General features: G+C 47.7%; 15 protein-coding genes. 4 read left to right on the top strand and 11 right to left on the bottom strand.

Annotation, left to right across the window (positions count from 1 at the left end):
* The first annotated feature begins 38 nt into the window (after positions 1 to 38).
* The gene (locus DFR60_RS17210) at positions 39 to 770 is read left to right on the top strand and encodes a MurR/RpiR family transcriptional regulator (protein WP_243005108.1); all 732 of its coding nucleotides are present in this window, start codon (positions 39 to 41) and stop codon (positions 768 to 770) included.
* 79 nt (positions 771 to 849) lie between these two features.
* Here the strand turns inward: DFR60_RS17210 and DFR60_RS17205 are convergent, their stop codons facing one another.
* The gene (locus DFR60_RS17205; RefSeq protein WP_110324011.1) at positions 850 to 2,976 is read right to left on the bottom strand and encodes a YhgE/Pip domain-containing protein; all 2,127 of its coding nucleotides are present in this window, start codon (positions 2,974 to 2,976) and stop codon (positions 850 to 852) included.
* Entirely contained in the window at positions 2,966 to 5,275 is a 2,310-nt protein-coding gene (locus DFR60_RS17200) for an efflux RND transporter permease subunit (protein WP_110324010.1), read from the bottom strand. The genes DFR60_RS17205 and DFR60_RS17200 overlap by 11 nt, the downstream gene beginning before the upstream one ends.
* Before the next feature lie 222 nt (positions 5,276 to 5,497).
* Here DFR60_RS17200 and DFR60_RS17195 point away from each other — a divergent pair, with 222 nt between their 5' ends.
* Positions 5,498 to 6,637 carry a BtrH N-terminal domain-containing protein gene (locus DFR60_RS17195; RefSeq protein WP_110324009.1) on the top strand — a complete coding sequence of 380 codons (1,140 nt, stop codon included), beginning with the start codon at positions 5,498 to 5,500 and terminating at the stop codon, positions 6,635 to 6,637.
* 114 nt (positions 6,638 to 6,751) lie between these two features.
* On the opposite strand, the gene feoB is transcribed toward DFR60_RS17195, so the two are convergent.
* From feoB to DFR60_RS17165, 5 genes are all read right to left on the bottom strand, one after another.
* The gene (feoB, locus tag DFR60_RS17190) at positions 6,752 to 8,749 is read right to left on the bottom strand and encodes a ferrous iron transport protein B (RefSeq protein ID WP_110324008.1); all 1,998 of its coding nucleotides are present in this window, start codon (positions 8,747 to 8,749) and stop codon (positions 6,752 to 6,754) included.
* Positions 8,742 to 8,975 (bottom strand): FeoA family protein, encoded by a 234-nt coding sequence (locus DFR60_RS17185; RefSeq protein ID WP_110324007.1) that lies wholly within the window; start codon positions 8,973 to 8,975, stop codon positions 8,742 to 8,744. The genes feoB and DFR60_RS17185 overlap by 8 nt, the downstream gene beginning before the upstream one ends.
* 355 nt (positions 8,976 to 9,330) lie before the next feature.
* Complete coding sequence (gene uvrB / locus DFR60_RS17175) at positions 9,331 to 11,319, bottom strand: excinuclease ABC subunit UvrB (protein ID WP_110324006.1); 1,989 nt, start codon at positions 11,317 to 11,319, stop codon at positions 9,331 to 9,333.
* Between the two features lie 87 nt (positions 11,320 to 11,406).
* The gene (locus DFR60_RS17170; RefSeq protein WP_110324005.1) at positions 11,407 to 12,954 is read right to left on the bottom strand and encodes an RNA/DNA-binding domain-containing protein; all 1,548 of its coding nucleotides are present in this window, start codon (positions 12,952 to 12,954) and stop codon (positions 11,407 to 11,409) included.
* Positions 12,955 to 13,381: 427 nt separating this feature from the next.
* Complete coding sequence (locus DFR60_RS17165; protein WP_110324004.1) at positions 13,382 to 15,028, bottom strand: hypothetical protein; 1,647 nt, start codon at positions 15,026 to 15,028, stop codon at positions 13,382 to 13,384.
* 169 nt (positions 15,029 to 15,197) lie between these two features.
* Between DFR60_RS17165 and DFR60_RS17160 the strand changes: the two genes are divergently transcribed.
* Positions 15,198 to 16,229 (top strand): threonine aldolase family protein, encoded by a 1,032-nt coding sequence (locus DFR60_RS17160; protein ID WP_110324003.1) that lies wholly within the window; start codon positions 15,198 to 15,200, stop codon positions 16,227 to 16,229.
* 67 nt (positions 16,230 to 16,296) lie between these two features.
* The gene (locus tag DFR60_RS17155; RefSeq protein WP_110324002.1) at positions 16,297 to 17,739 is read left to right on the top strand and encodes a phospholipase D family protein; all 1,443 of its coding nucleotides are present in this window, start codon (positions 16,297 to 16,299) and stop codon (positions 17,737 to 17,739) included.
* Between the two features lie 87 nt (positions 17,740 to 17,826).
* Here the strand turns inward: DFR60_RS17155 and DFR60_RS17150 are convergent, their stop codons facing one another.
* From DFR60_RS17150 to ftsE, 4 genes are all read right to left on the bottom strand, one after another.
* On the bottom strand, positions 17,827 to 19,128 hold the full coding sequence (locus DFR60_RS17150) for a S41 family peptidase (RefSeq protein WP_110324001.1): 1,302 nt from the start codon (positions 19,126 to 19,128) through the stop codon (positions 17,827 to 17,829).
* Between the two features lie 118 nt (positions 19,129 to 19,246).
* Positions 19,247 to 20,449, bottom strand: a complete 1,203-nt coding sequence (locus DFR60_RS17145; protein WP_038257747.1) for a murein hydrolase activator EnvC family protein — start codon at positions 20,447 to 20,449, stop codon at positions 19,247 to 19,249.
* A 12-nt stretch (positions 20,450 to 20,461) separates the two neighbouring features.
* Entirely contained in the window at positions 20,462 to 21,373 is a 912-nt protein-coding gene (gene ftsX / locus DFR60_RS17140) for a permease-like cell division protein FtsX (RefSeq protein WP_002602301.1), read from the bottom strand.
* The gene (ftsE, locus tag DFR60_RS17135; RefSeq protein WP_002602300.1) at positions 21,363 to 22,049 is read right to left on the bottom strand and encodes a cell division ATP-binding protein FtsE; all 687 of its coding nucleotides are present in this window, start codon (positions 22,047 to 22,049) and stop codon (positions 21,363 to 21,365) included. The genes ftsX and ftsE overlap by 11 nt, the downstream gene beginning before the upstream one ends.
* Positions 22,050 to 22,232: the final 183 nt, after the last annotated feature.

The raw sequence follows: 22,232 nt of genomic DNA, 5'->3' as shown, positions 1-22,232 counted from the left end.
AAAATGATTTGAACTAACGGAAAGGAATGATAAACTTCATGAATGTCATTCAGATTATGGAACAGAAAAAAACAGAATTTACCCCCAATGACCAGCTCATTTATCAGAAGATCTCCAAAGATCCCGGCAAAATTGTTCAGATGACTACCAGCGCGCTGTCCGACGCCTGTGGTGTCTCCCAGCCCGCGCTCACAAGATTCGTAAAAGGACTTGGTTACACACGGTATCAGGATTTCCGTGCAGATCTTATCGCATGGCTTGCCGAGCAGAGGACACAGCAGATGCCGGACTGTGATCACCTGGAATATTTCTCAGTTATGAACCAGCTTCTGAGAGAAGCGGAAAAAATCCTTACAGATTCTTATATTCGCGACCTTGTCTGCTATATCAATCAATTCAGCAGGGTATTTACCACTGGCGTTTCCAAGAGTTTTCAGCCCGCTTCTCTTCTGGAAACACTCATGATTAAAACAGGACGTTTCTTTCACGCGGTTCCCAATGATAATATCTCTGAGCTTAGCGATTCAATGAATGAAAATGATCTTCTTATCGTCTTCTCCGTGAGTGCCAAGCACTCTCTTCTGAAATCGTTGTCCGGTTCCGCGGGGAAAATCATGCTCGTTACCGTGACCAGTTCCCATCCCTATCAGGAGCTGATTGACCGCCAGGTATTACTGCCGTATATTCCTCCAACACCAGAAGAAAGTGCAGTGTCACCGGTTTTATTCGATATGTTCGTCGAGATACTCTGCAGATATCTGACGCACTGAAAAACGTAAAAAAGCCTTCTAACCCAAAAACGATCCTCAGGTTAGTAAGGCTTTTTCATTTTCTTTTTGCTTCAGGATGCTATTTCTTAAAAAATCCCGTTACCGTATCCCATATCTTCACAAACACATTTACAATTCTCTGCCACAGCCCAACATTCTGCGGAACCGGTTCAATATCAACCGCATTCGTATTCACATCTTCTTCGCTGATCTCCTCTGTGCGCAGAATAATCTGAATGCTGGCCGGAGACGGATTCTTATCCGAGGTGAAGGAAATCATGGACTGAGACGGGTCCATTTCCAGCAGATTCGTGTCATCCTCGATCTTATCCAGCTCATCCTTTACGCTGGCTCTCAAGTCCTCGTTGGCATCCTTTAATTTGTCGCTGGTGCCCTTCGTATCCGCGGCCTTTTCCAGAATATCAATCAGGCCGTCAAGGGTCTGCTTCGTACCATTTTCCACCGCGCTCCGGTTGGTCCTGGCCGTGTTCTGCACACTTCTTAAGAGCGCGATCACCTGGCTTGTGCCGGAACTCATCTGATCGAGGGAGGCGGCCATGTCATCAAGCATCAGGTCAAAACCGGCTTTATCTTCATTGACAGTCCTGTTTAAATCATTGACGTCGCCGATCAAGGTCTCGATCCGGCCCATGATGGAGCTGATCTCCCCGGCCGCGTCCTGGCCGCTCTCAAGGCCGTCATCCAGGCGAATTCCAGACAGTGTGCGCTCCAGATCGCTCACCATGCCCTGAAGACCGTTAACCACAGGGAGAAGTGCCCTGGCCGCTGCCGCCAGCTTCGTAAGGCTGGCCGCATCTCCCAATCCGTTACCGTTAATCGCATCCAGCTGGCTGCGCAGGCGGTCCACGGCATCGGAGCCGACAACGGACTCCATGTCATCCAGAATTCCGTACGTCTCCTCCAGCAAATCGCTTAGCGTCTCCTGCTGCTCCGCCAGATCTTCCTCATCCAGTTCCGCCGGGATACCTCCGGCCGTCTGTATGATATTCTGAAGCACTTCATTGATCTGTTCCAGCTGGTCGTCTACAATCTGCAGATGATCCAGAATCTCGTCCCTGTTGGAATTATTCAAATCATCACGCAAATCCCCCAGAGAGTCCTCCAGATCGCTGAGTTTTCCTGCCAGATCGAAGAAGTCATTGCCTGAGCTTCTCAGAGTCTTCACGATGGCGTTGATTCTCGTGTTGATTTCATCCAGAGACTGCTTATTCGTATTGATATCCGGAGCCAGCTGACTGATTTTTTCATTGACAGCTTCCAGACTGTCCAGGCTGTTATCCGCGTTGGCTATGATTTCGTCCTTCGACGCGTCCAGACCCGATCTCGCCTTCTGCAAATCCTCCAGGCCCGCCTGTGCCACATTCATACCGCCGCTGATCCGGTCCAGGGTATCCAGGATTTCATTCATACCATCCAGCAGCTTATCGGTGGAATCCCCCATTGTGTCCTTTACCTCTTTGATATCGGTGATCTCGCTCATCTGGTCCAGCGTTCCGGGAATCATCATCATGATCAGGCCCATGGACTCGAAATTCGTCGTGCTGATCCCGATGTGAAAGGTCTTCTCCTCCCCTGGGACCGCGGCAAAAATCACAACCTTATACGTTCCTAATGCCTGTGTCTGAGAGCCTGGCGCCTCCACAGCGTTTACATCTTCCATATTAACCATGGTCGCCACCTGAAGAAGCATGTTGTTGCGGTAGTACTCCTTTGCATTTTCATTCGGAATGCAGTGGACATCCATTTCCACCAGTCCATTGGCATGGACCAGGTCTTTTGCTTCCTTTGGAATACCATTGAGTTTATAGGACACGTCAAAATTCCACGGGAGAACCACCTCGTCGTTGTTCAGCTGGCACTCGTAGTAAAACCGCTCCTTTGAGTCCTCCGGCAGCTGCCAGGTAACTCCGTCCCCGCTGATCACCGGTTCCGCGTAATTAGACATATTTGTTACATCTGTATAAGTTCCATAATCCGTAAATGTTCGAAGGCCGTTTAAGGAAACTCCCTTCACCACACTGCTGTCCACCTGATTTCCGTAATAATCCAGGTTTACATACAGCGCCTCATCCGTGGCAACCGCGGGCGGTCCCGCAAGGGCGCTGCCTGCCATGGACATGCCGAGCATCGAGCTGATCAATGCGGCGGCGGTAATTTTATATCTGATTTTTCTTCTATTTCTCATTTTCCTTCACCTCATCCTCAATATTCTTTGACGGCTGCTGCGCTTCCATTTTCTTATCTTGCTTCACCGGCCCCATCTGCTCCGCTTCCATTTTCTTCTTTGGCTGCCCCGGCATCATCTGCACCGTTTTTTGCTTCATCTGTTCCTTTAAATCCCGTTTTTTCTGCTTCATCGCCTGGCGCGTTTCCTCTATCTTAATTTTCTTAGCTTCTTCCTTCATCAGCAGCGGATCCGCCATGGTAAGGAGCACGGGCAGCAGAAACAGTACCATCAGGACGCTGATCAATGCCCCGCGTCCGATCAGATGACCCAGACCGCCAATTGCAGCCACAGAGGAGACGAAATACAGACCGTACCCTGCAATCGTCAGAATCGTTCCCGATGTCAGTATGGAAAGGGCGCTTCGCGATACCGTATGCTTGATTGCCCGTGCCTTTTCGGGATACGTTCTTCTCGCATCCATATAATTATTCGTCATCAGAATCGAGTAATCCACCGTAGCCCCCAGCTGCAGACAGCTGACGATAATATATCCCATATACAGCATGCTTTCTCCCGTAAAGTACGGAACTGCCATGTTGAAGAAGACTGCCACCTCGATAGGAATCAGGACGACAATCGGGATAATCAGTGATTTAAACGATATCAGAACCACCAAACCCACGCCGAGGATTGACAACAGGTTGACGAAATTGTAGTCCGCCGTAATAATTGATTTGATATCCTGTGTGGAAGGGATCACTCCCGTTATATAGGAGTCCTCCGGATAATAGCTCCGTACAATGGACGTGATCTCATTGGTACACTGGAAAGCAAAATCGCTCTCATCCGAGGTCTTTACATAGATCATAATTCGGCTGTAGTTGTCCGTGTGCAGCAGGCTCGTTGCGCTCTTTGGAATGATTTTTTCCGGAATTCCCTCCGGTATGGTGCCCGCCAGGGAAGTCACCGATTTCACGTAATACAGATCGTCCAGCGCATCCGTCAAATCCTTCTCTTTCACCATGCTGGTGTTCGGAACCACGGCCAGAATCAGATTGCTCTTGCCGAAGCGCCCGTTGATCTGCTGTTCATCCTCATATACCTTCGTTCCGGGGCTGGACCCGAGAGCGCTGTTTCCAAACGTAAATGAGTTCATATTCTGGGCTGTAAATGCAGGAACCACAAATAGAAGCACGACTCCCAGAACCACATACCGCACTCTGTAGACCACCTGTCCCAGACCATGGAAGGAAGGCATAAAGGACTTATGCTCCGTCCGTTTAATCCGGTCTCCCCAGCGAAGCAGGAGCGACGGCATAAGAAACAGCACGGTAATCAGACTGACCACGATTCCCTTCGCCAGAACGAAGCCCAGGTCTTTACCGATACTGAAACGCATCAGCATCAGTACGACGAACCCGATAATGGTGGTGGCGCCGCTTGCAAGAATAGAGGGCAGTGACTTATGTATCGCGTTGGTAATTGCGGTAACGGGATCATTTCCTTTGGCCCGCTCCTTTGTAAACATGTCGAGCAGGAACACCGAGTAATCCATGGCGACGGCCAGCTGCAGAATCGAGGCCACGCTGAAGGTCAGAAATGATATGGTCCCCAGAATCAGATTCGTTCCCATATTGATGATAATGGCAATTCCCATGACCATCAAAAACATGACCGGCTCAAACCACGAAGTGGTCGTGAGGCATAAAATAACCGCGATCATCACCACACCGAGAGCCATGGCAATGCTGATTTCCCGCATCAGCGTCTCATTTAAGGACTTATTCTGTACCGCGGAGCCCATGAAATAGCCCTTGTCTCCTGTGAGGGTCTGCATCTCATTGATGGCAGATTTCGTCAAACTGCTGGAATCGCCTTCCTCAAAAATGATATCCATCACCGCATAGCCGTCTTTATAGTAATCCTGGATATCGTCGTAGTTAATAAAGATATTGGCATTGTACACATCTGTCGTCGTATCCGCCCACATAACCATGTCCACGCCGTCAATCTCCGCGATCCGGTCCTTATAGGCCTTGGCTTCATACAGCGTCACCGGCCCCACCATCACCCGGGCGGTTCCCGGATAGCCGAACTCCTCTTCCATCCGGTTTAAGCCTTCCTTGGCAGGCGCCCAGTCAGGCAGGTATTCGCTCAAATCGTAATTCACATGCACAAAACAGGCAGATATCACCGAAAGAATCACCGCAATGGCAAAAATTTTCTCGATCCATCTGCCTTTCTGTACAATCACATCAACCATACTAAAACGCTTTTTCTGTTTTTTCTCTCTTATTTTTCTCGTCTTCACAGCCATCACCCTTTTCAAATCTTTACGACCTTAACAATAATACCATTTTGACTTTTTGTAATTATACAATTTATTTAAGTTGGATGGTTTTTAGACAAAAACAGAAATATGTCTAAAAATAGATAAACCGGTCGTACAAATGCTCAAAAGCCTCTTGACTCTATCACAATGTCATGGTTTAAGATCAGGATAACACGATAAACAGAATCACGAAAAGCGAGGTGTACTATGAAACAAATCATTGAACTGAAACACCACTCCCACGACTATGAGTGCATGTGGAATGGAATCGAAGATCTCTATATAAATGAAACAGGAGAGTCTCTCCCGGATGGATTTTTCTTTCTGCTCTCCGGCTTTGGCTCCTTCTGCTACCGAAAAACAGACAAATCAGACTTGAAACGCATGGTAGCCCTCGGCGACGGCCGGACAAAACACATGTATGCATTTCTGGCACCGATCGCAGGGTTCACCTACGCCCACCATTCCTACAGCACCTTTGAACGGGCGCTGAAAAAGGCGAAAGAGGAAATCGACGCAGGTCATCCCGTCGTATTGGGGGCACTCGATATGTACTATCTCTCCTATTATCCAAAGCTTTACCATAAGGAGCACATTCCCTTTCATTACGTACTGATGACAGGATACGACGACGATCAGCGCCTCATCTGCCTCTATGACTGCGGCCGGACGCAGCTTCTCACCCTGGGATACGACGAACTGAAAAACAGTATGAACTGCAGTTATCCAGGATTAAGCAGTGAAAATACGATCTGTACGGTCAGAATGACGGAAAAAAGGAGCAAGAACCAGATTGCCTCCGAAGCTCTGGCGCTTCAAAAAGATCATTTTCTGAATCCGCCCGCTTCCTTCCTGGGATACAAAGGCCTTGAAAAGATGATCCGCGAGCTTCCCGACTGGAAAAAACAGCTGACAAAAGAAGAGTATGACAAAATCCTGCTGAATATGGTCACATTTTTTGGTACCGTTCCCACAGTTCCCAATGCGCTGAAGGGAATCGCGGAGCCGGATGAAATACGTTACCGGGGAACATTCGACAAAATGGCCCAAATGCTTGTCGAAATCGGAACGGATTGGTTGGTAGAAAACGGTATGGTACAGTCGGAGGGAGGCGGTATGGTGCGGTCGGAGGAAAGCGGTATGGTGCGGTTGAAGGAAGGCGGTATGGTACGGCAGGCAGGCTGGGTTGAAGCAGCGGATTGTTTCCACAGATGTGCCGATTATATTGAGGAGATATCCACCATCATCATCCGTTATCTGAGTGGAAACGGTGATGAAACGGACCATTTTCCGTCCCTTTTCACCTCTCTGCTGGAACAGTTAAAGAAGGGTTACTCGCTGCTTTAATCCGGCTTTTGCCATTTCCTGTTCCTGATTAGATCCTAATTTTTTTCATACCTGTATAGAAAAACGCCCGAACAACCTTACCGTTCGGGCGTTACAAATAATTTTTATTGGAAATTAAAAGAGTAAGCTTCCAATCTGGAACACGATCACCGCGGCTCCCCATGCGGTCAATAGCTGAAACAGAACCATTCCCAGAGTCCATCTTGTAGAACCGGTCTCTTTTCGTATGGTTGCCACCGCAGCAATACACGGAGAATACAGCAGGCAGAAAATCATCAGCGCATAAGCATTGACCCCGCTAAAACCAATGGAGGACAGAACTCCGGACAGCTGGTTCATGCCTCCGGCCGAATTAATGTTTCCAATTCCAAACAGAACGGAGAAGCTGGATACCACGACCTCCTTAGCCGACAGGCCGGATATCAGCGCCACCGCGATTCTCCAGTCCCCAAGGCCGGCAGGATTCAGAACCGGCACCAGAACCCGTCCGATCATAGCGGCAAAGCTATTGGAAACATCCTCCACAAATCCGGACGGTCCGCTGTTCAACACAAACCACAGGACAATAGAAGCCAGGAATATGGTGGTTCCCGCCTTGCTCAAGTAATCCTTTACCTTATCCCATACATAGATGGCCACTGTTCGCATATTCGGCGTCTTATACTCGGGAAGCTCAATCAACAGAGTATCCTCTTCCCCTCCCTTTGACATCCGGTGCGTCACATGGGCCACCGCTATGGCTACAATGAGTCCGATCAGATACAGGGAATAGGCCACGATCAGCGCATGCCGCGGGAAAAACATCTCCGCAAACAGAACGTAAATGGGAAGTCTGGCTGAACACGACATAAACGGTGTGATCAGAATGGTTCTTCTTCTGTCCTTTTCACTCGGCAGAGCCCTGGCCGCCATGACGGCAGGCACAGTACATCCAAAGCCTAACAGCATGGGTAAAAATGCCTTGCCGGAAAGCCCTACCCGCCCCATTGTCTCATTCATGACATAGGCAACTCTGGCCATATAGCCGCTGTCCTCCAGAAAGGCCAGCGCCAGAAACAGGATAAAAATATTCGGCAAAAATGTCAGAATTCCGCCAACACCGGCCACAATGCCATCCACAACCAGGGATGTGATCCATTCCGAAGCATGAATATTCTGAAGGAAATACAGCGTACTGCCCGAGAGCCAGTCGAGACCGACTTCAAAAAATCCCTTTAAGAAATCACCGACAGTGAACGTCAGAAAGAATACCATTGCCATGATCCCTAAGAAAATAGGAATTCCCCAGATTGGATGCGTTAAAAACTCATCAATCTTATCGGTCGACGCGGCCTTTGATTCCTTATTGACCAGACACTCCTTTATAATCTCTTCTATGTAATCGTATTTCTGATTGATAATCTCTTTCTCGTAATTATGATCAATGATGTTATTTAAATCTACCGGATGATCATTCCATACGGTCTCATCGTATTCCATAAACTTGATGGCATGCCACCGTAGATTGTCCATCTCCCCATAGTGGGCCTTAAGCACCGTCTCCACCTTGGAAATCTTGTTTTCGATCCGGGGGGTATACCCCACTACCGTGCCCTGAGGACCTTCCTCGTAGTGGTGAACCACGGCGTGCATCAGCACATCCAGGCCGGTACGTTTTCTGGCCGATACCGGTACGACAGGAATGGAACCCAGCATCTCAGGAAGGCGGTGCAGATCGATTTCCATCCCACGGTCCTCCACGATATCCATCATATTCAAAGCCAGGATTACCGGTTTCTTCAGTTCCAGAAGCTGAAGGGTCAGGTAGAGATTGCGTTCCAGTGAAGAGGCATCCACTACATTGATGATGACGTCGACTTCCCCATCCTCGATGCATTTTCTTGTGACTTTCTCCTCGATGGTATAGGAAGTCAGGCTGTAGATTCCTGGCGTATCAATGACACGGATCGGCCGTCCTTTATAGCTGGTCTCACCTTCCACCCGCTCCACCGTAACTCCGGGCCAGTTTGCCACCTTTAATTTTGCTCCTGTGAAGGCGTTGAACAGCGTTGTCTTACCACAGTTCGGATTTCCGACGAAGCCTACGTTAATCACCCTATTTTCATCACTCATGGTCTGCGGCCTCCCTGATCTCAATTCCCTCTGATATTCTGCGCCCTAACGCCAGACGAGTACCCCTTACCTTTATAATCACGGTCCCGCTGCCTTTTTTATTCATCAGGGTTACCGGCGTCATCTCGTTGACGCCGAGGGCTTCCAGCCGCCTCGTAATCGTGTCAGCCACCATTACGCTGTAGACAATATATGTCTTACCTATTTCGCCTTCGTGCAATTTCATTCTGTTCTCCTCCGGACTGCCGTTTCAAATGCATTTCCCCTATTTTATAAAATGGAAAACCCAGGCCTCACAATCGCTAGTACAGCATTGCATAAATAGCTGAGTAATCGTGCCTGATATCTGCGTCAGGTGTACGTCTGCGAAGCGACGGCGTAGTGGACCCTACGGCTAGCTTCGCAGGCGTGCTCCTGGCGTAGATAGCGGGTGCGATTACTTAGGAATTTATACAATGCTGTACTAGCCTGGGCACCTCATATATTCCGGCGTCCATAGAAATTCTACACTTATTGAGAATTATTGTCAATATCAAATGCTACTGACTTTCTATGTTTTACGGATAGTTTTCTGGTTTTATTTACTCGTCCAGTTCCTGGAGCATCTTTTTCACTTCCACCATACGGTCACGCAGCCTTGCGGCCTCCTCGAAGTTCAGCTCTGCTGCCGCCTGATGCATCTTCTTCGTCAGCTCCTTCGCCAGTTTCTCCAGTTCCTTTTGGTCCATGGATTCCGGATCCTTTTCAAAGGACTTCTTGTCCTCAATCGCCGCCTTCGAGATAGCGATTAAATCACGGACAGACTTCTTGATGGTCGTCGGCGTGATGCCGTGTTCTTCGTTGTACTGCTGCTGAATCGCGCGCCTTCGGTTCGTCTCTTCGATCGCCACCCGCATGGAATCCGTGATAGAATCCGCGTACATGATTACGTGGCCCTCAGAGTTACGCGCCGCACGCCCGACCGTCTGGATCAGAGACGTCTCCGAACGGAGGAAGCCCTCTTTATCCGCATCGAGAATCGCTACCAGCGTAATTTCCGGAATATCAAGACCCTCACGCAGAAGGTTGATTCCGACGAGTACATCGAATACATCGAGACGCATATCACGGATAATCTCCGAACGCTCCAGCGTATCAATATCGGAATGAAGATACTTCACCCGGATTCCAATCTCCCTCATGTAATCCGTCAGGTCCTCGGCCATACGTTTTGTCAGCGTTGTGATCAGAATCTTGTGCTTATTCGCGACCTCCTTGTTGACCTCCGAGACGAGATCATCGATCTGGCCTTCCACCGGACGCACCTCGATCTCCGGATCCAAAAGTCCCGTGGGCCGGATAATCTGCTCCACCCGCATCATCTCATGGTTCGCCTCATAGACAGAAGGCGTGGCCGACACAAACATCATCTGGTCGATCTTCGACTCAAATTCCTCAAAATTCAGTGGTCTGTTGTCCAGAGCAGAAGGCAGACGGAATCCATAGTTGACCAGGGTCGTCTTCCTGGACCGGTCTCCCGCGAACATACCGCGGACCTGAGGCAGAGTAATATGGGACTCATCCACAATAATCAGGAATTCCTCGGGAAAATAGTCGATCAGCGTGCAGGGTGGTTCTCCCGCCCTGGATGCAGTTAAATGCCTGGAGTAGTTCTCTATACCGGAACAGAACCCGGTTTCCCGCATCATCTCCACATCAAAATTCGTCCGCTCAGAAATTCTCTGCGCTTCCAGCAGCTTATCCTCGCTCTTAAAATAAGCCACCTGTTCCTTAAGCTCTGCAAGTATCGTCTGAGTCGCAAGCTCCAACTTCTCCTTTGAAACCACGTAATGGGAAGCCGGGAAGATCGCAATGTGTCCCAGCTCCGTCTTCCCTTCTCCGGTAAGCGAATCGATCTCCGTAATCCGCTCCACCTCGTCCCCGAAGAACTCCACCCGATAAGCGTCTCCGCCCGAGTAAGCCGGATAAATCTCCAGCACATCACCTCTTACACGGAAACTGCCTCGCTTAAAATCCATATCATTCCGCGTATACTGGATATCGATAAGCTTGTGAATCACCTCGTCCCTGTCTTTTTCCATCCCAGGCCGCAGGGAAATTACCATCTCCTTATAATCGATGGGGCTTCCCAGACCATAAATACACGACACGGACGCCACAATGATTACATCCTCCCGCTCAGACAACGCAGCCGTGGCGGAATGGCGTAGCTTGTCAATCTCGTCATTGATGGCAGAGTCCTTTTCAATGTATGTGTCCGTTGAAGGGACGTAGGCTTCCGGCTGGTAGTAGTCGTAGTAGGATACAAAGTATTCCACCGCGTTGTTGGGGAAAAATTCTTTAAATTCGCTGTAGAGCTGGGCGGCCAGCGTCTTGTTATGGGCAATAATCAGCGTTGGCTTATTCAGCGCCTGGATGACATTGGCCATAGTAAAGGTCTTACCGGAGCCGGTGACACCCAGCAGAGTCTGAAACTGATTCCCTTCCTGGAAACCTTTGACCAGCTTGGCAATGGCCTGGGGCTGATCGCCGGTTGGTTTATATTCTGATACTAATTCAAATTGATCCACTGAGGTTCCTCCTTTATAATTCCATACTTTTAAAAACACATTCATCTTAAACCATACTTTTACAGTGCACTTTTCCGAATAATCCAACTAATACACAACCCATTTACCATTCCGACTAAATCCAACAAACTCAGCCACATGCTCTTCACTCATTACAGCCAATTCCTTCTTCAACACATACATTGAAACACCCAGAATTTCTGTCATTTTCTTTTTGGATATTGATGAATTCTTCGTTATAAGTACCAATATCTGTTCTCTCAATGGCAATCCCATCAAATCCACTGTTAATGAAGACAATGGGGTTGAATTTGGGGTTGAATTTGGGGTTGAATTTGGGGTTGAATTTGGGGTTGACGCATTCTCAGTTCCATGTTTTTCTTCTATAAATCCTTCATGAACAAACAATCTTGTAATAAAATAGCTGCGCGCTTCATCCGTTTCAAACTCTGGTTTCGGTGATCCATTTGCTTCTAATGCGTCAAGAATCTTCTTAAATCCTGTATTTCTTCCCTCAGTCAAATGCAATTCTTTCAGGAAATCCCCTATCCTACGGTTCCGATATCGCCGATTTGATACACGATAAGATTTTAATCCTTCCATCGTTACAGAACGATCCGGTCCCGGAAAACTTAATATCTCTATCCAGTCATTCTCTATTCGAACTTCAATCGGCTCTCTTTCATCATATGCACGATGATACACCGCATTTGATAATGCCTCCTCAATTGCAGCATATGGATAATTGAAAAAACGATCTGCTTCCGCACGATCAGGATGTTTTACAACTTTTTCGGTAATGATCGTGTTGCTAATATACTGCAATGCATCTCTTAACTGTTGCTGAATCGGTCCTTTAAAAGTCTGCTCAATAATATAATTACCGCCTAAGCCTTCCGGAAACTGAACAACATCTATCTGTGTGTATGGAAAAAATCTGTCAGGTTCCATACTGAAAAACATCAATCCCACATTCTTTGGTTTTGTATATTCCGGAAGATTACTGATAATATTCATATTACTACATACTTCAACAAAGTCTCCCGTTTTTGATTTCTCATACAATGAACTCTTAACTTCCTTCAAGTAATTCTGAATAAGTGTAATATTTAAATCTGACATCTCCGCCTGATGATTTACACGATCATCGAATGGAATTCGATTTGCTAAATTAAACAAATCCTTTTCTTCGTCATCAGATGGTTCTACCGTACTAGACATTTTTCGAATGTAGTGAATACGCTCTTTGTTATCTTTTGCCATGGTTTTAGGAGATGAATATGGTCTGCTATCTCCACCAGGACACCAAAGAACAATGAAATTCTTATTTTCATAATCCACAATTTCCACTATTGGCATATATGCAGGCCTGATTAACTTACATTTAGACAAAATATTCTTTTGATAAGCATCAATTTTATCCACAGGCACACCTTTAAGAGGATAAACAGGTTGTCCTTCATTTTCCGCTACGCCAATAACAATATATCCGCCGCCCCAGTTATCCAGATCATTTGCAAATGCACATACTGATTTCAAAGAGGCTTCTGCATTCCACGTTTCCTTAAATTCAATCCTTGCCCATTCAACAACATCTCCTGATAACAATGTCTTTATGTTTGTTGGTATTGCCATATGATTCCCTCCCTTTCATCACACGATATCATGCCGATACACTTTTTCATTTGAATTTGCTTCTGCTCTATATCTACAAGTTATATTTTTCTCATGCATGAATATGTCTATACCCCATTTTAATCATTATGCCATTGTTTTGTACTGCAGCAAGAATAGCTTTTTGCAGCATAGATATTATAATTTTGGCAACAACCTCTTCACTAATCCTTCTTTACGAATGTTGGCCACTAAAACTAACACTGCTCATTATATGTCAGATCAATTTTCACTTGTCCCAAATAATTTGTTCTTCGCAAATACCTCCCCGATACCAAAGACCATAAAAATTATACCATATCCCCCACCAAAAGTATAGGCATGCCGCGAACATTTGTTCTTCTTTATTTTTCCACTGTCTCCCCCCAATCCATCATCGCTGCCCTGCCTATACCATCATTTCTCTCTCCGCACACGCCTTCAGTTCCCGCCATTTATCAATCAGAAGTTCATAGCATTCCTCGCCGCTCTTCACCTTCAGCAGCTCCTGTTTTGTGAAGCAGAGAATAAACTGCTGATTCACCGCGGCTCTTAATATTTCTCTTTTTCCGTCCCTGGTTACCCCATTTGCCGCAAACAGAAGTGTTGTCTTGTTTCCCTTCATATTAGAACTGTAAGACAGTCCGCGAATCACCTGGATTCCCACTTTATCTGCCCAGTTTTTGCATTCTGTCAGAAGATAGGCGCCCATTTCCCATAAATTACTGTCCAGAGACGTGTTTACAATGCTCAAATCTATCTCCTGGACTCCCACGTTAATGCGTCGGCCGCTGACCTTCAAGCCCTTTATATGGCTGATAAAATACTCTGCAGCTGCTTCCCACTGCACACCCTTTTGAAACGAATCCCCGTTTTCCCCCAGTTCAATGATCTGCCTCAACTTCTCCGGTGAAAATACCTGGAGCCCGCAGTTCGCAACCACTTCCTCCATTTTAATTCCCATTGAATTCATCAGCTCGTACAGATAAGGCAAGTACGCATATCTGCTGTTTAAAAGCAGAAGAAAGTCTTTCGATACAGCCACTTCCTCCTCCCCTTTTAAATACCCTCTGATCTCATCGATATGCCCAATCATGACACTCCAATACATCTTCTTTTCTAAAAGAGCTTTTGCCTCCCATACCTCACTTATATTTTCCTCCAGAAATGCAAGGAACCTCTCATACACCGGGACGAAGGATGCTTCCTCCCACACCTGTTCTGCCAAAGCCGCAGTAAACAGAAATGCCTTATGCCATTCCTCGCACAGTTCCTGAGGCTGGTAGGCCCTGCCATACGCGTATACCGGATTGCTGGTAATCCGGTCAATCTCTGACACAGTGAATAATCCGATATCCCGTACTCCAATCAGCTCTCTGAGGTACGGTATTTCCCTGTTCAGATACAGCTTCATTCCTCCCTCGATTAACAGATACCAGCCTTCCTCTGCAAAACCGTGGATCGCTCCTATCACTTTTCTTCCGGTTAAATCGCTCAGTTCAAAGGTCTGTATCATCATCTGCTTTCCGAATAGAAACGGCTTTTCAGCCTCTGTCCACATAGCAGCTGTCTCTTCCAGCCACAGATGTCCATCATCCTCCGAATTCATTCCACCCCACAGACAGTACATATCATAGCCTTCCATTTCCATGCGGCACTTTCTGGGAAACAACATTTTATCTTCCTGAAATATATACTCCTGTATCAGTCTCTCAAATTCCGCCTCCACCCAATCCGGGAGTGCATGATTCTTATCTGTCTTCTCCTCCATTTCCCCCATCTTCTGTTCTTTCCAGATTTCCAAAGTCCTCTCTTTCATACTTCCTTCCACAAACGCTTCGATCGCGTCGACCTTCTCAGGTACTCCCAGAACGCAGAAGAGTTCCAGCTCCGCCTTATCAGAAACGTCTTCCCGTAGTTCACTCACCTGCTCGTAAAAATCCAATGGATGGCTGTAACTGTCTGTTTTATAAATGCATGTTACGCTGCCATCGGTAACCTCACCCGCCAAATACAAAAACAGCATTCCTGCGCTGCTGACCATCTGATTGCCCATTCCGCTTCATCCTCTTTCGATATTTCCCGTCCTCTGTATTTCAAAATTATATCACTCCCCACACTTTCCAGTAAATAGCCTCACCTCCACTTTTCCTCTCCCACCTTGCAATTCCCCCTCATTTGGTATATGATTAGTCTCAGACTATCAGATACAGGGAGGACTGTTTATGTACAGTTTTAACAACGATTACAGTGAAGGCGCTCATCCAAAGATCCTGGAAGCGATGATGAACTGCAACTTAGCACAGAACGGCGGATACGGACTCGATACTCACTGCGAAAATGCGCGCCGCTTAATAAAAGAAGAGATTGGACGAAACGACGCGGATGTCCATTTTATTACCGGCGGAACCCAGACGAACTTAATCACCATCGCCGCCGCGCTTCGCCCGTGGCAGGCTGTTATCGCCACAGACAAGGGCCATATCAATGTCCACGAAACAGGGGCCATCGAGGCTACCGGCCATAAAGTTCTGGCCATGCCGTCTAAGGATGGCAAATTAACCCCGGCAGACGTTTTAAAGGCGCTGGATGCGCATACCGATGAGCACATGGTTCAGCCTAAGATGGTCTATATCTCCAACTCCACGGAGATTGGAACCCAGTATTCAAAAGCCGATTTAGAGGCCCTGCACCATATCTGCCGCCAGAATGATCTCTACCTTTTCCTGGATGGAGCCCGCATGGGAGCGGCACTCACAAGCCCGGTCAATGATCTGACGCTTCGTGATATTGCAGAGCTGGTGGATGTGTTTTACATAGGCGGCACCAAGGCCGGCGCACTGTTCGGCGAGGCGCTCATCATCTGCAGAGATGAATTAAAGCCGGATTACCGCTTCATGATCAAACAGCGCGGCGCCATGATGGCGAAAGGATGGCTTCTGGGAATCCAGTTCGAAGAGCTGTTTCAGAACCATTTATTCTACGATATGGCGGCACATTCCAACGATATGGCATCCATCTTAAGAAAAGGGATTGAACAGTGCGGTTACACCTTTATCTCCGAATCCATGACAAACCAGCTGTTTCCCCTCCTTCCGGATGCGGTCATCGAAGCCTTAAGCGCGGATTTTCTCTTTTCCATTCAGGAACGCGGCACCAACGGATCCAGTGCGATCCGTCTCGTTACTTCCTGGGCCACGAGAGAAGACGCCTGTCACGCCTTCGTCGCAGCCCTTCAAAACTGCAAAATTAAATAATTACATATAAGGACACTACGAATTGCAGTATTAGTGTCCTTTACCCGTAAAAAAGGATTGATATAATATGAAACGGCGTATTTTCGTCATCCTGAGATGGGCTCTGCTGCTCTATCTGCTTTACCTGGCGGCAGGGGCCCTGCTTCCCTTCGTACATACAAAGAAAACGGGAGAAGAATTTAAAAATAATTTTGAACCAGCCTCTTTTTATTCGGAGACAGAAAGTGTTGACAGGGCCCGCGTCGTAGAGACCAGCATGGATGCCCTGGAAAGCCGCGTTTTAATGATCCATCAGGCGGAGAAACGCATCGTGCTCTCCACCTTCGATATCCGGGACGGCTCCAGCTGCAGGGATATCTTTTCCTCCCTGCTGGAGGCCGCGGACCGTGGTGTAAAGGTCCAGATTCTGGTGGACGGATTGTACGGAACCCTTCATATGCAGGGAAACCCGATCTTCTACGCGGCAGGGACCAATCCGAACATTGAGATAAAATTTTATAATATTCCCAACCCGCTGAAGCCGTGGACCATCAACGGACGCATGCATGACAAATATCTGCTTATTGACGATAAGCTCCTGCTGCTGGGCGGCCGCAACACTTTTGATTACTTCCTTGGAGAGTATAACCTGCGCAATCTAAGCTATGACCGTGACGTGATGATCTATAACACGAAGCATGGCCAGGAGGAGGCATGGTCCTCCAGCGTTCTGTCGGAAGCAGACGAATATTTCGAGGCGATGTGGCAGTCCGGGTACTGCAAAACCGTGTTTGACGCCCCCTCTGCGTCCATGAAGAAGAAACTGCCTGCTGCAAGAGCGGAGCTGGCCGAGTATTACCAAACCCTGAAAGAAGCCATGCCGGAGCTGGTTCTGGCCGGTCACGACTACGGACCGGAGACCGTGGCAATCAACAAGGCCACCCTGATCTCCAATCCCACCCACATTCTTGCCAAGGAGCCCTGGGTCTGGTACCAGGTCCAGTACCTGATGGCACACGCGGAGAAACAGGCTTATATTCACACTCCATACACTGTCTTCAGCAAAGACATGTATGAAGGAATGAAGGAAATCACCGGTTCCGTACCGGAGGTCACCATGCTTTTGAATGCAACTTCCGTAGGCGACAATTTTATGGCCTCCTCCGATTACACAAAAAACCGCGGAAAAATACTGGATACAGGAGTCTCACTCCGTGAATATTTCGGAGATCACTCTTCCCATGGAAAATCGATCCTGGTGGACGACCGTCTCTCTATCGTGGGGTCCTATAACCTGGATATGAGAAGCACCTATGTGGATACGGAGACCATGCTGGTCATCGACGGAGAAGCCTTCAACCGACAGCTTAAGGCCTGCATCGACGATCTGGAAGCCGATTCCCTGGTGGTGCAGGCAGACGGCACCTATGTCCCGGACCCGGACGTTCCGGTGATTCCGGTCCCTGCGAAAAAGAAATGGATCTTTGCCGTTACCTCCCGTCTCTTCCAGCTGTTCCGTTACTTAATATAAGAAAACGAAGAAAAAGGATTAGAATCGAAGGCATGAAAGCCTCGGATTCTAATCCTTTTTCTTCGTTTTCTTATATTTCAGAACCAGTTATTTATCCAGCGCCTTCAGAGCCGCCTGAATCTGGTTATCTTCCTTCACATCCACCGTAATCTGATTCTTTAACTCTTCATTCAGCTCCACTTCCACGTCCGGTTCGATTCCCTTACCGTGTAAATCAAAGCCTGACGGTGTATAGTAGTGAGCCGTAGTCATCTTGATGGCAGTTCCATTGTCCAGAGGAATCAGATTCTGCACGATTCCCTTGCCAAATGTCTTTGTTCCCACAACTGTCGCCCTGCCGTAATCCTTCATGGCTCCCGTAAATACCTCGGAAGCGCTGGCGGACTCTCCATTGACCAGAACAGCCAGCGGAATATCGAGAGAATGGCCGTCGGAGGCGTATTCCTGCCCTCCCTTGCCATTCTTGTCGGCCATATACACAAGCAGCGTCGCTTCCGTGTTGGTACGCACCAGATCCTTATCACCCTCGATAATTAAATCATCCGGAAGGATATAATCCAGCATATCCACCACCGTATCCAAAACGCCGCCCGGGTTGTTCCTTAAATCAACCAGGAGCTTCTTCATGCCCTGTTTCTCCAGATCATCGACTGCGGCCTTAAACTGATCGGCTGTCACTACATCGAACTGGCTCACCGCAATATACCCCACATGGTCTTCCAGCATCTGGTATTCCACCGTCTGTACCGTGACATTGCGGCGTTCCATCTTCAAATCGACGTATTCGCCCTCATCCTGCCGGAAGACAGTAAGAGCCACTTCGGAGCCGTCTTTTCCCTTGATATAATCCTTTACCAGAATATCCATATCCATTCCGGTAACTTCCATGTCTCCGACTTTATAGAGAACATCGCCCGGTCTCATGCCTGCTTCCGCCGCCGGAGTATCCTTAAATACTTTGATCACTGTAATGATTCCGGTGGTTCTGTTCTGGCTGATCATGACACCGATTCCATGATACTCGCCTTCCGTATCCTCAGTTAATTTCTGATACTCCTCAGCCGTATAATACGTTGTATACGGATCGTTTAAGCCGTACATCATGCCCTTGTAAATCCAGTCTTCCACCTTCGTGGTATCTTCATCGAAGAGATAATATTTATCTATAATCTGTTGAAGCGTAGTGATCTTCTTCGTAATCCGGTTTAAATCCAGCGAACCGTCCTGGTTTTCCGCCTGATTTGATTCGGCCGCCTGCTGCGGCCCGTCGATCGCGGTTCTCCCAATCAGAAATATTCCGAGGGACATGCCCACGATGATCAGTCCTGCAAATGCTGTCAGAAGTGCGCCGACCAGGGCGCCTTTCCAAAATTTATTTTTGTTTTCCAATGTTATTCTCCTTGTTATGAGCACTTGGCGGACGTCCTTTGGCCGCTTACGTGCGATACATGTCACCTCCACTTAGTGAGGTCTCTCACGAACTTAGTGGAGTGACTTGTCTTTCGGGTTATGGACTTACATAGTTTATGGGATTAACGTAACTTCCATTCACCCGGATGCCAAAATGAAGGTGGGGGCCGGTAGAATAACCTGTAGAGCCCACCTTAGCAATTACCTGCCCCTGTGTCACCTCCTGCCCTGCAGAAACGAGAAGTTCCGAACAGTGCATGTAAACGGTGGAGACACCTCCTCCATGATTGATCATGATATAGTTGCCGGCAGAATAACTGTATGTAGATATGGTTACGGTACCTGAAGCCGCCGCCAGAATGCTGCTGCCCGTGGATGCGCCGATATCGATGCCCTGATGGCTGGATGACGCGCCTTCCGTCGGAGATTCCCGGTCTCCAAACGAGGAGGTGATCCTGCTGCTGGCCGGACATGGCCATATGAAGTTAATATTCCCAATACTAACGGTATTATACTTCTGCCCTGCCTCTAATGCGGCCTTCTTCGCTTCCTCTTCTTTTCGTTTGAGTTCAGCCTCAATAGCCTTAATTTTATCTTCCTGCGCAGCGATGTCTTTTTCCAAATCCGAGAGACTTCCCTCGCTGGCTGCGATCTTACTGTTATAGGATTTCAGTTCCGCTGTCTTTTCATTCATCAGACGCTCAGCGTCCTTCTGCTTTTCTTCCGTATTAGTCTTAAGCGTTACCAGCTCCTCGTGTTCTGCCTTTAGGTCTGCCTCTCTGGCAGCCACCTCTTCACTGGCCGCTTCATACTGATCCAGCATTTTTCTATCATATGCCGCAATCTGACTGATATATTCCGCACGATTAAAAAGCTGGGTGAGATCGGCCGACTTAAACAACAAGTCTAAATAACTGGTCTCACCCTTTTCATACATATATTGGATTCTAAGCTTCATGCTTTCATACTGACGTCTCTCATCTTCCTTCGAGGCGGCCAGCTCTGCCTCCGCCTCCTCGATCTCCGCTTCCTTCGCCGCAACGCGGGAATTAAGGGCGGTTACCTGCTTGTTTAAGGAATTCAGTTCCGCATCCAATTGATTTACATAAGATGCGGTGTCAGATTTCAACACTTCCAGTTTTTCAATCGTCTTCTCTATTTCTTTCTTTTCGTTTTCCAGATTTGACTTGCTTTCTCTGGCCGCATCTACATCAGTCTTTGTACCATAGGAAGGAAATATACAGGATACGGTAAGGACTGCGGTCATGACGGCCGCCTCTATCCGTTTTCTGTATTTCATATGCAGTTCCCCTTATACCTTTAAATGTTTACGAATTGTAAAGAAACTTACAAAAAATCCGATTCCGACGCCCAGCGCCAGCGCAGTTCCCGCCATATACGGGAATATCTGCTCAACCGGCAGAAACTGGAACAGGCCGGACAGGATGCTGAACTTCTCCACCACATATCCCACCGCGTTCCGGTAAAGATAATAGATGGCGACGAGGGGAATCAAAGCTCCGAAGATTCCCAAAAGCACCCCTTCTACTACAAACGGCGCACGAATCATATAGTTCGTGGCTCCGATTAATTTCATAATTTCGTTCTCATGCTTCCGGAATGCAGCCGCAACCGAGATCGTATTGCTGATCAGGAAAATGGCAACCGCCAGGAGAACACCGATAATCATCACGGACAGAACACCAATTACCTTATTGATGCTGGTAATTCCTTCCGCCGCGGTGCTGGAATAGTTCACCCTTCTGATAATGTCCTGACTCTTCAGCCAGGTAACAAATTCCTCCTGATTTTCCAGATCATTCAGGAAAATATCGTAAGAAGCAGAGTTGGCAAGGGGATTGTCGTCACGGAAGCCTTCCGCCAAATCCATCTTATCCTCTCCGAAATAATCACCCTTTATCTCTTCCCATGCTTCCTCGGCCGACTTGAACTTGATCTCTTTTACTTCCGGTCTCGCTTTCAAAGTCTCGCCGAACTGGGCAATTGTCTCATCCGTTGTACCTTCATTAAAAAATACGGTGATTCCCACCGTGCTTTCCGTATTCTTAACCACATACTGCACATTGACTACGATGGAAAAGAACAGGCAAAACAAAAAAATACACGCAGAAATCGTCGCGATCGAAGCAAGCGAAAACAGAATATTTCTGCATATATTATTTACGCCCTGTTTCAGGCAATACCAAAATGTACTAATCCTCATGTGTATATCCGCCCTTTTTCTCGTCGCTTACGATGGTTCCACGATCCATGGTGATAACCCGCCTCTTCATGCGGTCTACGATTTCATGGCTGTGGGTAACTACGATTACCGTGGTCCCTCTTTTATTGATCTCATCTAACAGCTTCATGATCTCCATAGAGTTGTGGCCATCTAAATTGCCCGTAGGCTCGTCGGCTAAAAGTATCTCCGGGCGGTTAATCAGTGCCCTTGCAATCGCAACTCGCTGCTGTTCGCCTCCTGACAGCTGCTGCGGATAAAATTTGTATTTCGATGAGAGTCCCACCATGGTCAGCATGGTTGGAACCGATTCTCTGATGCTCCTTGCGGAAGCGCCGATGACACGCTGCGCAAATGCCACATTCTCATAGACATTGCGGTCCTTTAACAGCCGGAAGTCCTGGAATATCATGCCCAGCCTCCTGCGGTATTTTGGAATGTAGCGCCTGGGCATCTTCCCTAGGTTCATATCGTTAACAATAATCTTGCCGGACGTCGGTTCCACCTCTTTTAAAAGAAGCTTTAAAAGCGTAGATTTTCCAGAGCCGCTCCGGCCGATGATGAAAACGAACTCCCCGTCCTCAACTGTGATGTTGATGTTACGCAGAGCCTTGTTTCCGGTTTCGTATGTTTTATTTACATTCCACAGTTCGATCATCTTTATCCTCTGAAGTCTTTTAATTTCCTTTGTCGCGACCCACTACCCCGCAGTGCAAACCTCGATTCCGCTTCGCTTCATACCCGATGAAGCGGGGCACGCTGTCTCGGTTTCCGGGCTTCACCCTATGAAAAGAGCCAGCAGGAAATCCGCTTTTGTGCCAGCACAACGCTGATTTCTTAC

Origin of the sequence: Hungatella effluvii (assembly GCF_003201875.1) — a bacterium.
GTDB lineage: Bacteria > Bacillota > Clostridia > Lachnospirales > Lachnospiraceae > Hungatella > Hungatella effluvii.
This window is presented reverse-complemented; position numbering and strand designations above follow the sequence as displayed.